The organism is Ottowia beijingensis (genome assembly GCF_042680925.1).
In the GTDB taxonomy this organism is placed as follows: Bacteria; Pseudomonadota; Gammaproteobacteria; order Burkholderiales; family Burkholderiaceae_C; genus Ottowia; species Ottowia beijingensis.
Window position 1 is genome coordinate 698,952 of sequence record NZ_JBHUEP010000007.1, and the last position, 13,477, is coordinate 712,428.

A 13,477-nucleotide genomic window follows, 5' to 3' on the forward strand; every position below is an offset into this window, starting at 1 on the left:
ATGGATGCGCCAGTGATCGAACGTCGCGCCACCGCTGGCATCACCGCCAGCGGGCGCGTGCTGTCCGGCTACGCCGCCGTCTATGGCGTCGATACCAAGATCGGCGGTTTCACCGAACGCATCGCCCCCGGTGCATTCAAGGAAACGCTGGCCAGTGGCCGCGACGTGCTGGCGCTGGCTGACCACGATCAACGTGCCGTGCTGGGCCGCACCAAGACCGGCACGCTGACGCTGCATGAAGACGGGCACGGGCTGGCCTTCACGCTGGCGCTGCCCGACACGCAAGCGGGCCGTGATGTGGCCGCACTGGCGCAGCGTGGCGACCTGGGCGGCATGAGCTTTGGTTTCGTCGCTACTGATGAAGTCTGGCGCGGCGACACGCGCGAGCTGCGCGCCGTCGAGCTGCACGAAGTCAGCGTGGTGCAGGCATGGCCAGCCTATGAGCAAACCACCGTGAGCGTGCGCAATCGCCCGCCGCAGGTGGGCATCTTCAATGGCCGCGAACTACTTTGGCTGGACACATGCGACTGATCGAACGTGCCGCCCGCGTGCTGGGCCTGGAGCGCCGCGACGCGAACCCGAACGACGTGTGGGCCAACTTTGCCGCCCTGCGCACGTCGGGCAGCGTCACGCCCGAATCGGCGCAGTCCGTGGCCGCCTGCTACGCCGCTGTATCGGCCATTAGCGAAGCCATCGGCAGCTTGCCCCTGCACCTGTACCGCCGTGAAGGCGAAGACCGCGTGAAAGCCAGCGACCATCGTCTGTATGGCGTGATCCACCACGCGCCGAACGAGCATCAATCGGCCGTCGAGTTCTGGGAATTCATGGTGGCCAGTGCCTTGCTGCGCGGCAATGCGTTTGCAAAGATCATTCGCGCGTGGGACGGGCAGTGCGATGCGCTGATCCCGCTGCCTGCCGAGCGCGTGACCGTCATGCGCAAGGGCGACGTGATCGGCGGGTATGCGTACACCGACCGCGACGGCAAGATGGAACGCCTGCTACCGGCTGAAGTATTCCACCTGCGCCACCGTGCCGGCGCTGATCCGCTGATCGGCCAATCCCCGATTCAGGCTGCGCGTGCGGTGATCGAGCTGGCCACCGCCGAAGCCGAACACGGTACCGCGTCATTCCGCAACGGCACCAAGCTATCGGGCGTGCTGTCGTTCCCCGGCAAGCTGAAAGCCGAACAGCGCGAAGCCCTGAAGCAGAGCTGGGCCACGCAGTACAGCGGCGCAGCCAACGCAGGCCGCACCCCGGTACTTGAAGAAGGCGTGACCTTCAGCCCCGTGAGCATGAGCCTGGAGGACGCCGAATGGATTGCAGCGCGTCAGTTCTCAGTTCAAGAGGTGGCGCGGATATTCAAGATTCCGCCGGTTCTCATTGGCGACCTGACGCACGCCAACTTCAGTAACTCAGTCGAGATGAATCGATGGTTCATCACGCACACGCTGGGCAGGCACATGGCCGCGATTGAAGGGGCGATTGCACGCCAGTTGCTGACCGACGCAGGCCGGCGCATCTATTACCCTGAGTTCTCTGCCGAGGGCATGTTGCGCGGCGATTCCAGCAACCGGGCTGACTTCTACGGCAAGGGCATCGCATCAGGCTGGTTGCTGCCGTCCGAGGCCCGCCGACTTGAGAACCTGCCGACGATTGAGGGTATCGACCATGAAGACACTCAAGCAGCGCCAGCTTGAGACTGGCCGCACGCTGGCACTTGATGGCAAGGCATGGCGCCGTCTGCGTGCCGTGATCCTGGGCGAGCGCCCACTGTGCCAGCACTGCCTCGACCGGGGCGTGATCGAGCCGGCGACCGAGGTCGACCATGTGAACAACGACCCGAGCGACAACCGTCCCGAGGCGCTGCAATCACTGTGCAAGCCCTGCCATAGCCGCAAGACCCAGCGCGACATGGGCAAGCGCGTCAGCTATGGATGTGATAGCAAAGGCATGCCGCTCGATCCGAGCCATCCGTGGTTTCAGAAATCGCCAGCAACCGAGGCCGGCAAACCGCGCTGTTCCCCTCGCTTTAACGCTACCTGCTTAAAAAATAGGCAATTATGAAGCTCACACCCAAGCGCCACCGCTCCGATAGTGCCAAGACTGCCACCCAAGCGCACCAGAACGCCGCCCAAGCGCCTATTGAGCCGCCGGGGTATGTGACCCTGCCCGAGCCTTGCAAACCGTTCTGGGACGCCATCGTGACCGCCCGCGCCCGTGATCTTTGGACGCAAGCTGATCTTGTGCAGGCTGCGAACCTTGCCCGCGTACAGCACGCTATCGAATCTTCCCCGATTGGCTCCGACGAGCACGCAAAGCTGACCCGCCTATCCATGGCGCTGGCCAGGGCGGTGGCAGTGCATCCAACTGCTACTGCGGGACGTGCAGCGGATCAAGTGAACCAGAACACGGCAGAGCGCAAGGCACGCCAGGACGACGGGGACGAGCTTATCCCGAGGCTGCGCGCGGTATGACCCGCGCCGCCCGCGTCATCCGATTTATCGAGGGCTACTTGTGCGTCCCCGAGGGTAAGGACGTGGGCAAACCCATGGTGCTGGCAGACTTCCAAAAGAAGTTTCTGATTGACGTTTTCGACAACCCCCACGGCACGCGCCGCGCCATCCTGAGCATGGGCAGAAAGGGGGGCAAAACTGCGCTTATCGCCGCCATCCTCGCCGCGTTTGTCGTGGGCCCTGAAGCTCGACAGAATGCGGTTCTGGTTTCAGGCGCCTTGTCGCGTGAACAGGCATCGCTGGTGTTCCGGCTGTGCTGTCTCATGATCCAGCAATCCCCCAAGATTGCCGACCTGGTGCGAATCGTGCCATCGGGGAAACGGATCATCGGCCTGCCCATGAATACCGAGTTCCGCGCCATGAGTGCCGAGGCAAAGACGGCGATGGGCGCGAGTCCCCTGCTGATTATTGGGGACGAATGGGGGCAGGTGCGTGGCCCGCAAGACGACTTTATCGACAGCCTGCTGACCTCCCAAGGGGCACACGAAAACCCGCTGCAAATCATCATCAGCACGCAGGCTGCATCGGATGCGGATTGGCTCAGCGTGCAGATTGACGATGCCTTGAAGTCTGGTGATCCGAAGATTGTCTGCCACCTATACGCTGCGCCCGAAGGCTGCGACTTGATGGACGAGAGCGCCTGGAAGGCCGCAAATCCAGCCCTGGGTTTGTTCCGCTCCGAAGATGATCTTCGGGAACAGATGACGCAGGCGCAGCGCATGCCCAGCATGGAGAACAGCGCCCGCAATCTTTTGCTGAATCAGCGCGTCAGCACTGAATCGCCTTTCGTGTCGCCGGACGTGTGGAAGGGTTGCGCACTCAGTCCAAAAATGGACGCAGTGGATGGCCCTGTCTTCGCCGGCCTTGACCTGTCCGCCCGCACCGACCTGACGGCGCTGGTGATCGTCGGCAAGGTGGATGGCGTGTGGCAAGTACAGCCCCACTTCTGGACGCCCGAGCAAGGCATTCATGATCGTTCAAAGCGTGATCGCGCACCCTATGCCGTGTGGGCCGCTGAGGGCCATTTGCACACCACTGCCGGCGCCACCGTCGATTACGAAATCGTCGCGCAAGACATGGCCGCCATCCTTGCCGGCCTGGACGTGCAAGCCATTGCCTATGACCGCTGGCGCATTGATTTGCTGAAAAAGGAATTGGAGCGCGTCGGCTGCGATCTGCCGCTGGTGCCGTGGGGCCAGGGCTACAAGGACATGGCGCCCGCGCTGGATGCGCTGGAAGCCGAGCTGCTGAATCAGCGCATCGCCCACGGCATGCACCCGGTGCTGACGATGTGCGCCGCCAATGCCGTGGTGACCAAAGACCCGACTGGCGCCCGCAAGTTGGACAAGAGCCGCGCCACGGGCCGGATTGACGGCATGCAAGCCCTTGCCATGGCGATAGGTGTTGCCGTCGCCGCTGGTGAAGAACAAGGCCATGCGGCCAGTGAGTTCTGTTTTGTTTAACCCTAGCCGGGAGGGGCCGCAAGGCATCACCCGGACGTGCCTTAGTCGGCGAGTGGCACGGTTCCAAACTAACCCCGACAGCCGGTGGCCTTTGCAGGAAGGCGCGACCGGCACCTATTCACCGAAGTGCATTTCTGCACATCGCCCTTGAGGATCAACCATGCCCACACTTGAACAAGCCAAAGCCCATCTTCGCGTAGACCACACGCACGAGGATGATCTGATCCAGCGCATGATCGATGCTGCTACGTATTCCGTAGCGGATTACCTGGACATGGCGCACGAGGATATGGAACTGCTGGCGCCGCCCGCGCCCGTCGAGGCTGCGATCTTGTTGCGCGTGGCCGATCTGTACGAGAACCGCGAAGCCGTCACGGATCGCAGTCTGCACGACAACCCGACGTTTGCCCGCCTGCTGGCACCCTACCGGAGTCTGTCGGTATGAGGGCCGGCACGCTCGATCAATGGGTGACGCTGGAACAGCTTTCCGAGGGGCAGGACGAGGCTGGCCAGCCCTTCACCGACTGGATGCCGGTGTTTGATGCCTGGGCCGCAGTGGAGCCGCTGCAAGGCCGGGAATACATGGCCGCCATGGCCGTGGTGGCTGAAGTGACGGTGCGCATCCGCCTGCGCTACGTGCCCGGCGTCGATTCCACCATGCGCGTGAAGCACGGCGCCGACACCTACGGCATTCAGTCGGTGATTCACGTCAAGAGCGCCCAACGGGAATTGCAGTTGATGTGCAGGCGGGTGCAGTAGGGGCACCCACGCGCGCGCGGGAGGGGGTGCCAGACCGCACGCCGCAATGGGATGTAATTGGGGGTGTGGAATGAAAAACGGCCCGAAAGCCGCATGAAATAAGGCTTGCTGGCGGAGAGGGCGGGATTCGAACCCGCGGTGGGCTATTAACCCACACACGCTTTCCAGGCGTGCGACTTAAACCACTCATCCACCTCTCCGTGGAACCCGGCATTGTAGCAGCGCTCAGCGAAAGCCAGGCGGTGCGATGGATGCGTGGCCGTGGCTGCGCTGGGGCGGTGGCGGCCTTGGTGCAGGCCCGTGCCTGGCGTGCACTTGGGGTGCTGGCGTGGCGGGCAGAGGCGCCTCAATGGCAGGCGTTCGGCAAGCGTATTTTGGGAGTATATGCCTTTTGCGCCCGCCAGTCGGGCGCTGGCGGATAGGGTTATGGGGAGTATATGTAGCGCTCCCGCCCTCGCGCGTCAGCGCACGGGCGGCGTGTCGGTGCCGTTCTGGCCGGCCTGCACCATCTTCATGGCCGAAGTGATGAGGGCCGAGACTTCGGTCATGTTGCTGGGCACGACCAGGGTGGTGCGGGCTTGGGCGGCCAGCTGGCTGTAGGCGTCGACGGCGCGTTCGGCCACCTTGAGCTGCACCGCCTGTTCGCCGCCGGGCTGGCGGATGGCGGTGCCGATGCGGGCCAGGGCGACGGCGGTGGCGGTGGCCACTTCGGTGATGGCGGCGGCTTCGCCCTGGGCGTTGTTGATGGCGGCCTGCTTCTCGCCCTCGGACTTGGCGATGGCGGCCTGCTTTTCGCCGTCGGCCAGGTTGATCTGTTCCTGCCGCTTGCCTTCGGAAGTGGCGATGACGGCGCGCTTTTCGCGCTCGGCGGTGATTTGCGCCTGCATGGCGCGCAGGATTTCGGCCGGCGGCGTCAGGTCCTTGATTTCGTAGCGCAGCACCTTCACGCCCCAGTTCAGCGCGGCTTCGTCGATGGCCTCGACCACCTTGGCGTTGATCATGTCGCGCTCTTCGAAGGTCTTGTCCAGCTCCAGCCGGCCGATGACGCTGCGCAGCGTGGTCTGCGCCAGCTGTGAGATGGCCATGACGTAGTTGCTGGAGCCGTAGCTGGCGCGCATCGGGTCGGTGACCTGGTAGTACAGGATGCCGTCGACCTGCAGCTGCGTGTTGTCGCGCGTGATGCAGATCTGGCTGGGCACGTCGAGCGGGATTTCCTTCAGGCTGTGGCGGTAGGCCACGCGGTCGATGAAGGGCACGAGGAAGTTCAGGCCCGGTGCCAGCGTGGCGTGGTACTTGCCCAGGCGCTCGATGACCCAGGCGTTCTGCTGCGGCACCACCTTGACCGAGCGGGTGATGAAGATGACGGCGATGACGAGGAGGATGAGGGCGAGTTCCAAGGCGATGCTTTCTGAAGTTCGTGGGCTTGCGGGATGATGCCTGCGCGGGGTGGCACCGGTGTGTCAAAGGGTGCGCGGGGCGCTACAGCGGGTCGACCAGCAGGCGGCTGCCGACCAGTTCGGCCACGCGGTGGGGGCCGGGGCGCGGCTCGGTGCCGGGGCGGGCCAGCACGGTCCACTGCGTGCCACGGTAGCGGATTTGCGCCGTGCCGTCGGCGTTCCAGCCGTCGATCTGCACGGTTTCGCCCACGTCCAGGTTCACGCTGCGCTCGGAGCGCGGCGAAGGATCGCCCGGCCGGCGGCGGCGCACCAGGTAGCAGGCCACCACGGCCGCGCCGCCCACCACGGCGGCGATCACGATCTGGCTGCTGGGCGATGCGCCGGCATGCGCCGCCAGCGCGCCCGCCACGCCGCCGATGGCCAGCATCAAGAGATAAAAGGTGCCGCTGACCAGCTCCAGCGCCACCAGCACGCCGGTGGCGATCCACCACCAGGTTGAAAGGGCCATGTTCACCTCCTGCCGTTGTGATGTTGTAGGACGATTGACTTGCATTTTGGTTCAATCGCTCGCATGTAGCGGTGCTGACGCACCAATTCCGTACACTTCGCCGCTGCGTTGCCGCATCCCGGCTGGAGCCCGCCCCCATGAAATTCCGCTTTCCCATCGTCATCATCGACGAAGACTACCGCGCCGAGAACACCTCGGGCTTCGGCATCCGTGCGCTGGCCGAGGCCATCGAGGCCGAGGGCTTCGAGGTGCTGGGCGCCACCAGCTATGGTGACTTGAGCCAGTTCGCGCAGCAGCAAAGCCGCGCCAGCGCCTTCATCCTGTCGATCGACGACGAGGAACTGGGCAGCGACCCCGAGGCCGACCCCGCCGTGCAGGATTTGCGCAACTTCATCCAGGAGGTGCGGCGCAAGAACAGCGACGTGCCGATCTACCTGCACGGCGAGACCAAGACCAGCCAGCACCTGCCCAACGACGTGCTGCGCGAGCTGCACGGCTTCATCCACATGTTCGAGGACACGCCCGATTTCGTGGCCAAGCACATCGTGCGCGAGGCCAAGAGCTACCTGGAGGGCATCCAGCCACCGTTCTTCAAGGCGCTGCTCGACTACGCCGAGGACGGGTCGTACTCGTGGCACTGCCCGGGCCATTCGGGCGGCGTGGCGTTCTTGAAGTCGCCCATCGGCCAGATGTACCACCAGTTCTATGGCGAGAACATGCTGCGCGCCGACGTGTGCAACGCGGTGGAAGAACTCGGCCAGCTGCTGGACCACAACGGCGCCATCGGCGAATCCGAGCGCAACGCGGCGCGCATCTTCAATGCCGACCACTGCTTCTTCGTCACCAACGGCACCAGCACGTCGAACAAGATCGTGTGGCACCACACCGTGGCGCCGGGCGACGTGGTGGTGGTCGACCGCAACTGCCACAAGAGCAACCTGCACGCCATCATCATGACGGGGGCGATTCCGGTCTTCCTGAAGCCCACGCGCAACCACTTCGGCATCATCGGGCCGATCCCGAAGAGCGAGTTCGAGCCCGAGGCGATCAAGGCCAAGATCCGCGCCAACCCGCTCTTGAAGCACGTGGACGCCGACAAGGTGAAGCCGCGCATCATGTCGCTGACGCAGTCCACCTACGACGGCGTGCTGTACGACACCGAGGCCATCAAGAGCATGCTGGACGGCTACGTCGACAACCTGCACTTCGACGAGGCCTGGCTGCCGCACGCGGCCTTCCACCCGTTCTATGGGTCATACCACGCCATGGGCAAGAAGCGCGCGCGGCCCAAGCAATCGGTGGTGTATTCCACGCAGTCGATCCACAAGCTGCTGGCCGGCATCAGCCAGGCCAGCCACGTGCTGGTGCAGGATTCGCAGAACGTGCAGCTGGACCGCTACCTGTTCAACGAGGCGTACCTGATGCACACCTCGACCAGCCCGCAGTACAGCATCATCGCCAGCTGCGACGTGGCCGCCGCCATGATGGAGCCGCCCGGCGGCACCGCGATGGTGGAGGAGAGCATCGCCGAGGCGCTGGACTTCCGCCGCGCCATGCGCAAGGTCGAGGCCGACTTCGGCAAGGGCGACTGGTGGTTCAAGGTGTGGGGCCCGGACGAGATCGCCGAACAGGGCGTCGGCCGCGCCAGCGACTGGATCATCCGCAACGGCCGCAGCAAGGCCAACAGCTGGCACGGCTTCGGCAAGCTGGCGCCGGGCTTCAACATGCTGGACCCGATCAAGGCCACCATCGTCACGCCAGGGCTGAACCTGGACGGCAAGTTCGACAAGACCGGCATTCCGGCCAGCATCGTCACCAAGTTCCTGGCCGAGCACGGCGTGGTGGTGGAGAAGACGGGCCTGTACAGCTTCTTCATCATGTTCACCATCGGCATCACCAAGGGCCGCTGGAACACGCTGCTGACGGCGCTGCAGCAGTTCAAGGACGACTACGACCGCAACCAGCCGCTGTGGCGCATCATGCCGGAGTTCTGCCAGCAGCACCGCCGCTACGAGCGCATGGGCCTGCGCGATCTGTGCCAGCACGTGCACCAGCTGTACGCCAAGCACGACATCGCGCGGCTGACCACCGAGATGTACCTGAGCGAGCTGACACCCGCCATGAACCCGGCCGAGGCCTATGCCTGCATCGCCCGCCGCAAGGTGGAGCGCGTGGAGATCGACGACCTGGAAGGGCGGATCACCACCGCGCTGGTCACGCCGTATCCGCCGGGCATTCCGCTGCTGATTCCGGGCGAGGTGTTCAACAAGAAGATCGTGGATTACCTCAAGTTCTCGCGCGAGTTCTCGCTGCTGTGCCCCGGCTTCGAGACCGACATCCACGGCCTGGTGGAAGTGGAGGACGACAACGGCGACGTGCGCTACTTCGCCGACTGCGTGGCCGAGGACGGCGGCAAGCGCAAGGTCAGCCCCAAGACCGACATCCAGGACATGATCGAAACCCGCAAGAAGACGCCTTATGCACGCTCTCAATGAGATGGGGCAGGCTATGATTTGCTCCATTGAAAGGAGAAACGATGTTCCCTGAGTACCGCGACCTGATCACCCGCCTGAAAGGCGAAGGCACCAACAACCGCTTTCTGAGCCTGTTCGAGAAACACAACGATCTGGACCACCAGATCAAGGCGCTGGAAAGCCACGATGCCGGTGGCACGCACCTGGAGATCGAGACGCTGAAGAAGGAAAAGCTGCACATCAAGGACGAGCTGTACACCATCCTGAAGGCAGAGGCCGACGCCGGCGCGAAGTAAGTTGCCTGGCGTCTGATGAAGAAGCCCGCTGATGCGGGCTTTTTTTCGCCTTTTTCGGGCTGCAGCCCTGGTGGGTCGGGCGCGAGAAGCGGTCAGGGAAATACTGGCACCGCTGTTGTGCCGGCGTGGGCCGTAGGCAATGCGCTATTGAATAAATAGTGGCATGCGCTGGACAGATCACGATTTCAGGAGAAATACCTCTGAAATCAAGGAAAGGCGAGCGCAAGCAGCTATGCTTTTTGATGTTATGTCTTGCTGTGGGAGCGGGCTTGCCCGCGATGGGCGCTTCATCCCCACATCCGCCGAATCGCGGGCCAGCCCGCTCCCACACAGGCTGCCGACGATCAACGCCCCGGCCTGAACCGCGCCTCGTCCGCCCGCACCCGCATGAAGCTGGCAAAGCGCGGCAGGCCGCTTTTCTGGTGCAGGCCGCGGTAGCGGTAGGTCACCCAGCTGCCCACGGGTGGCGGATCGGCGCGCTGCGCGTCGGTGAAGCCGGTGCCCAGCGCAAAGCGCTGGCCTTCGGGCGTTTCCACCAGCAGCGCGCCCAGGCGGCCGGCGTGCTTGCCCTTGCCGGGCAGGTGCGCCACCACGCGCGCCTCGGCGTCGTCGTGGGATTTGAACTTCAGCAGGTCATCGCCGCGGCCGGCCCGGTGCAGCGATGCACCGCGGCGCAGCATCAGCCCTTCGCCGCCGCCACGTTCCACGTCGCGCAGCAGGGCCTGCAGTTCGGCGTGGCTGGCCACCTTGCGCTGCGGTACGGCCAGCACCCAGGGCTGGTCGATGCGCGCCACCAGCCCGGCCAGCGCGCGCAGGCGTTCGTCGAAGGTGCCGGGGTGCGCCGGCACGTCGAACACCATGTAGCGCAGCGCACGCCAGGCGGCATCGTCCGGCTGCTGGCGCGCCGCGGCCGACTGCGCCTGCTCGAAGCGGCCGCGCCCGGCCCACAACTCGCCATCCATCGGCTCGGCCGGCCAGCCGGCGGTGAACCAGGCGGGCGCGTTGATGCGTTCGCCACCGCGCGTGCGCAGCTGCTGGCCATCCCAGTGCGCACGCACGCCGTCGTACTTCTCGCTGACCCACCAGCCGCGCAGGTCCATGCCGGGGCGGTAATGGCCGGCCAGCTGCAGCGCGGGGGCGTCGCTGCGCTGCGCCCAGGCCAGTGGCGCGCGCAGGGTAGCGCAGGCCAGCAGGGGCGTGAGCAGCAGGAGGCGGCGGCGGTTCATGCTATGAATAGAGAAGCTGTCGGCGCTTGCTGGGTAAGCGCTGGAGGTCGATTTGGCTTGTGGTGGGTGACGCGGAATCTTGTGGGAGCGGCCTTGGCCGCGATGAGGCGCTTGACCTTCGCACGGCGCTGTATCGCGGCCAAGGCCGCTCCCACAATCAGAGTAAAAGCGGCGCCGCGGGTCAGCCCACCATGTCCGCGCTCAAGCCCGCCGTCTGGCTGAAGCCGCCATCGACGTAGGTGATCTCGGCCGTCACGCCGCTGGCCAGATCGCTCAGCAGGAAGGCGGCCACATTGCCCACGTCGTCGATCGTCACGTTGCGCCGCAGCGGCGCGGCGCTGGCCACGTAGCCCAGCAGCTTGCCGAAATCCTTGATGCCGCTGGCCGCCAGCGTCTTGATCGGCCCGGCGCTGATGCCGTTGACGCGGATGCCCTTGCCGCCCAGCGCCTCGGCCATGTAGCGCACGCTGGCCTCTAGGCTGGCCTTGGCCAGGCCCATGGTGTTGTAGTTGGGGATGCTGCGCAACGCGCCCAGGTAGCTCAGCGTCAGCAGCGCCGCCTTGTCGTTCAGGTAGGGCAGGGCGGCCTTGGCCATGCCGGGAAAGCTGTAGGCGCTGATGTCGTGCGCGATGCGATAGTTCTCGCGGCTCAGGCCGTCGAAAAAGTTGCCCGCGATCGCCTCGCGCGGCGCAAAGCCGATGGCGTGCACGAAGCCGTCGAACTTGGGCCAAGTGGCGCTCAGGTTTTTGAACATCGCCTCGATCTGCTCGTCGCTGCCCACGTCGCAGTCGAACACCAGCTGGCTGTCGAACTCGGCCGCGAACTCGGTGATGCGGTCCTTGAAGCGCTCGCCCACGTAGCTGAAGGCCAGCTCGGCGCCCTGCGCGTGGCAGGCCTTGGCGATGCCGTAGGCGATGGATCGGTTGGACAGCACGCCGGTGATCAGCAGCTTCTTGCCCGCCAGAAAGCCGGTGGGTTTGGTCATGGGTCTAGCTCCTCGAAAAATAGCGGCAGAATTGTCGCATGCGTGCATTGCTTGTGGCCTTCGGCCTGCTGTTCAGCCCCCCGGCGTGGGCTGCCCACGGCTATGCGCTGTGGGGCGACATGAAATACCCGCCGGGCTTCGCCCACTTCGACTACGTGAACCCCGCCGCGCCCAAGGGCGGCGAGCTGCGCCTGGTCAGCAACCTGCGCCTGTCCACCTTCGACAAGTACAACCCCTTCACCATCCGCGGCGGCGCGCCGGCTTATCTGAGCCAGCTGATGTTTGACACCCTGCTCACCGGCTCGCTGGACGAGGAGGGCGCCGGCTACGGCCTGCTGGCCGAGGACGTGACGGTGGCGCCCGATGGCCTGTCGGCCACCTTCCGCCTGCGCAGGGAAGCGCGCTTTCACAATGGCGACGCTGTGCTGGCCGCGGACGTGAAGCACAGCTACGACACCCTGGTCGGCCCGCACACCTCGCCCGCGTACAAGACCATGCTGATCGACGTGGACGGCGTCGACGTGGTGGACGAACGCACCGTGCGCTACCGCTTCAAGCGCGCCAACCGCGAGCTGCCGCTCACCGTGGGCGGCCTGCCCGTGTTCAGCCGCCAATGGGGCGAGGGCAAGCCCTTCAACGAGGTGGTGATGGAGCCGCCCATTGGCAGCGGGCCGTACAAGATCGGGCCCGTCAAGTTCGGCAAGGACATCACCTACGTGCGCGACCCCGACTACTGGGCGCGCGAGCTGAACGTGCGCCGCGGCACGGCCAACTTCGACCGCATCCTGGTCAAGATCTATCGCGACAACACCGCCCGGCTGGAGGCGCTGAAGGCGGGCGAGTTCGACCTCATGGCCTTTTATTCGGCCGGCGACTGGGCGCGGCGCGTGAACGGCAAGCGCTTTGACGCCGGCGAACTGGTCAAGGGCGAGTTTCAGCACAAGCTGCCCACCGGCTTTCAGAGCTACGTGCTCAACACGCGCCGCCCGCTGCTGCAGGACGTGCGCGTGCGCGAGGCGCTGGGCCTGGCGGTGGACTACGAGTGGATGAACCGCCAGATGTTCTACAACTCGTACACGCGCGTCAGCGGCCTGTTCGGCAACACCAGCTGCGCGGCCAGCGGCCTGCCGTCAGCGGAAGAACTGGCACTGATGGATCCCTTGCGCGGCCAGATCCCCGCCGCCGCTTTCGGCATTGCCTACACGCCCCCGCGCACCGATCAGCCCCAGGACCCGGCCGTCGGCGGCCTGCGCGAGAACCTGCGCCGCGCGCAGCAGCTGCTGGCCGAGGCGGGCTGGACCGTGCAAAGCGGCACCCTGCGCAACGCCCAAGGCCAGGCCTTCGTGCTCGAATACCTCGACAGCAACGAAGGCGGCGCCCGCGTCGTCACGCCGTGGATGCGCAACCTGGAAAAACTCGGCATCACGCTGCGCTTTCGCCCGGTCGATTTCGCGCTGTACCAGCAGCGCCTGCAGAAATTCGACTTCGACATCACCACCATCGCCTACGCCGGCACCGCCAACCCCGGCCAGGAATACGCCGACCTGTTCGGCAGCCAGGCGGCGGATACCGAGGATTCGGGCAATCTGGCGGGCGTGAAGAGCGCGGCGGTGGACAGCATCATCAGCTTGATGGTCAGCGCGAAGACTGAAGCACAGTACCGCGCCGCCTGCCGCACGCTGGACCGCGTCATCAGCCACAGCCACGTCCTGCTGCCGCAGTGGTTTGCCGGCACCCACCGCATGGCCTACAACGCCTGGCGGCTGGAGCGACCGAAGGTGACCCCGCCGTATTTCAGGGGGGAGACGTGGGCGATTGATACGTGGTGGGCAAGGAATCCACCGGGCACGCGCTAA

Annotated in this window: 14 protein-coding genes and 1 tRNA gene; 10 read left to right on the top strand and 5 right to left on the bottom strand. The window is 65.2% G+C overall.

Annotated elements, in window-relative coordinates; genetic code table 11:
• From ACFSCU_RS12655 to ACFSCU_RS12685, 7 genes are all read left to right on the top strand, one after another.
• On the top strand, nucleotides 1–531 hold the full coding sequence (locus ACFSCU_RS12655) for an HK97 family phage prohead protease (protein WP_180551459.1): 531 nt from the start codon (nucleotides 1–3) through the stop codon (nucleotides 529–531).
• Entirely contained in the window at nucleotides 522–1,697 is a 1,176-nt protein-coding gene (locus ACFSCU_RS12660; RefSeq protein ID WP_180551461.1) for a phage portal protein, read from the top strand. Before ACFSCU_RS12655 ends, ACFSCU_RS12660 begins: the two co-directional genes overlap by 10 nt.
• Entirely contained in the window at nucleotides 1,669–2,064 is a 396-nt protein-coding gene (locus ACFSCU_RS12665; protein ID WP_377560863.1) for an HNH endonuclease signature motif containing protein, read from the top strand. The genes ACFSCU_RS12660 and ACFSCU_RS12665 overlap by 29 nt, the downstream gene beginning before the upstream one ends.
• Nucleotides 2,061–2,474, top strand: coding sequence for a terminase (locus ACFSCU_RS12670; protein WP_180551463.1), 414 nt, complete (start codon nucleotides 2,061–2,063; stop codon nucleotides 2,472–2,474). The genes ACFSCU_RS12665 and ACFSCU_RS12670 overlap by 4 nt, the downstream gene beginning before the upstream one ends.
• Entirely contained in the window at nucleotides 2,471–3,976 is a 1,506-nt protein-coding gene (locus tag ACFSCU_RS12675; RefSeq protein WP_377560865.1) for a terminase large subunit, read from the top strand. The genes ACFSCU_RS12670 and ACFSCU_RS12675 overlap by 4 nt, the downstream gene beginning before the upstream one ends.
• 160 nt (nucleotides 3,977–4,136) lie before the next feature.
• A complete protein-coding gene (locus tag ACFSCU_RS12680) occupies nucleotides 4,137–4,421 on the top strand; it encodes a head-tail connector protein (RefSeq protein ID WP_377560867.1) in 285 nt (94 codons plus the stop codon).
• Nucleotides 4,418–4,735 carry a phage head closure protein gene (locus ACFSCU_RS12685; protein WP_180551465.1) on the top strand — a complete coding sequence of 106 codons (318 nt, stop codon included), beginning with the start codon at nucleotides 4,418–4,420 and terminating at the stop codon, nucleotides 4,733–4,735. The genes ACFSCU_RS12680 and ACFSCU_RS12685 overlap by 4 nt, the downstream gene beginning before the upstream one ends.
• A 109-nt stretch (nucleotides 4,736–4,844) precedes the next feature.
• Here the strand turns inward: ACFSCU_RS12685 and ACFSCU_RS12690 are convergent.
• From ACFSCU_RS12690 to ACFSCU_RS12700, 3 genes are all read right to left on the bottom strand, one after another.
• Nucleotides 4,845–4,935: transfer RNA gene (locus ACFSCU_RS12690), tRNA-Ser, on the bottom strand.
• 261 nt (nucleotides 4,936–5,196) lie between these two features.
• On the bottom strand, nucleotides 5,197–6,132 hold the full coding sequence (locus ACFSCU_RS12695) for an SPFH domain-containing protein (protein ID WP_180551466.1): 936 nt from the start codon (nucleotides 6,130–6,132) through the stop codon (nucleotides 5,197–5,199).
• Between the two features lie 82 nt (nucleotides 6,133–6,214).
• On the bottom strand, nucleotides 6,215–6,640 hold the full coding sequence (locus ACFSCU_RS12700; protein WP_180551467.1) for an NfeD family protein: 426 nt from the start codon (nucleotides 6,638–6,640) through the stop codon (nucleotides 6,215–6,217).
• Nucleotides 6,641–6,777: 137 nt separating this feature from the next.
• On the opposite strand from ACFSCU_RS12700, the gene ACFSCU_RS12705 reads away from it, so the two are divergent.
• Both ACFSCU_RS12705 and ACFSCU_RS12710 read left to right on the top strand, forming a co-directional pair.
• Nucleotides 6,778–9,135 carry an arginine/lysine/ornithine decarboxylase gene (locus ACFSCU_RS12705; RefSeq protein ID WP_180551468.1) on the top strand — a complete coding sequence of 786 codons (2,358 nt, stop codon included), beginning with the start codon at nucleotides 6,778–6,780 and terminating at the stop codon, nucleotides 9,133–9,135.
• Nucleotides 9,136–9,176: 41 nt separating this feature from the next.
• Nucleotides 9,177–9,410, top strand: coding sequence for a DUF465 domain-containing protein (locus ACFSCU_RS12710; protein ID WP_180551469.1), 234 nt, complete (start codon nucleotides 9,177–9,179; stop codon nucleotides 9,408–9,410).
• Nucleotides 9,411–9,754: 344 nt separating this feature from the next.
• Here the strand turns inward: ACFSCU_RS12710 and ACFSCU_RS12715 are convergent, their stop codons facing one another.
• Both ACFSCU_RS12715 and fabI read right to left on the bottom strand, forming a co-directional pair.
• Entirely contained in the window at nucleotides 9,755–10,636 is an 882-nt protein-coding gene (locus ACFSCU_RS12715; RefSeq protein WP_180551470.1) for a DNA ligase, read from the bottom strand.
• A 181-nt stretch (nucleotides 10,637–10,817) separates the two neighbouring features.
• Entirely contained in the window at nucleotides 10,818–11,621 is an 804-nt protein-coding gene (gene fabI, locus ACFSCU_RS12720; RefSeq protein ID WP_180551471.1) for an enoyl-ACP reductase FabI, read from the bottom strand.
• Between the two features lie 38 nt (nucleotides 11,622–11,659).
• Here fabI and ACFSCU_RS12725 point away from each other — a divergent pair, with 38 nt between their 5' ends.
• Nucleotides 11,660–13,477, top strand: a complete 1,818-nt coding sequence (locus ACFSCU_RS12725) for an extracellular solute-binding protein (RefSeq protein ID WP_377560871.1) — start codon at nucleotides 11,660–11,662, stop codon at nucleotides 13,475–13,477.

Coding starts and splice junctions, on each gene's coding strand:
- ACFSCU_RS12655 (WP_180551459.1), top strand. CDS start 1: ATGGATGCGCCAGTGATCGAACGTCGCGCCACCGCTGGCATCACCGCC.
- ACFSCU_RS12660 (WP_180551461.1), top strand. CDS start 522: ATGCGACTGATCGAACGTGCCGCCCGCGTGCTGGGCCTGGAGCGCCGC.
- ACFSCU_RS12665 (WP_377560863.1), top strand. CDS start 1,669: ATGAAGACACTCAAGCAGCGCCAGCTTGAGACTGGCCGCACGCTGGCA.
- ACFSCU_RS12670 (WP_180551463.1), top strand. CDS start 2,061: ATGAAGCTCACACCCAAGCGCCACCGCTCCGATAGTGCCAAGACTGCC.
- ACFSCU_RS12675 (WP_377560865.1), top strand. CDS start 2,471: ATGACCCGCGCCGCCCGCGTCATCCGATTTATCGAGGGCTACTTGTGC.
- ACFSCU_RS12680 (WP_377560867.1), top strand. CDS start 4,137: ATGCCCACACTTGAACAAGCCAAAGCCCATCTTCGCGTAGACCACACG.
- ACFSCU_RS12685 (WP_180551465.1), top strand. CDS start 4,418: ATGAGGGCCGGCACGCTCGATCAATGGGTGACGCTGGAACAGCTTTCC.
- ACFSCU_RS12700 (WP_180551467.1), bottom strand. CDS start 6,640: ATGGCCCTTTCAACCTGGTGGTGGATCGCCACCGGCGTGCTGGTGGCG.
- ACFSCU_RS12705 (WP_180551468.1), top strand. CDS start 6,778: ATGAAATTCCGCTTTCCCATCGTCATCATCGACGAAGACTACCGCGCC.
- ACFSCU_RS12710 (WP_180551469.1), top strand. CDS start 9,177: ATGTTCCCTGAGTACCGCGACCTGATCACCCGCCTGAAAGGCGAAGGC.
- ACFSCU_RS12715 (WP_180551470.1), bottom strand. CDS start 10,636: ATGAACCGCCGCCGCCTCCTGCTGCTCACGCCCCTGCTGGCCTGCGCT.
- fabI (WP_180551471.1), bottom strand. CDS start 11,621: ATGACCAAACCCACCGGCTTTCTGGCGGGCAAGAAGCTGCTGATCACC.
- ACFSCU_RS12725 (WP_377560871.1), top strand. CDS start 11,660: ATGCGTGCATTGCTTGTGGCCTTCGGCCTGCTGTTCAGCCCCCCGGCG.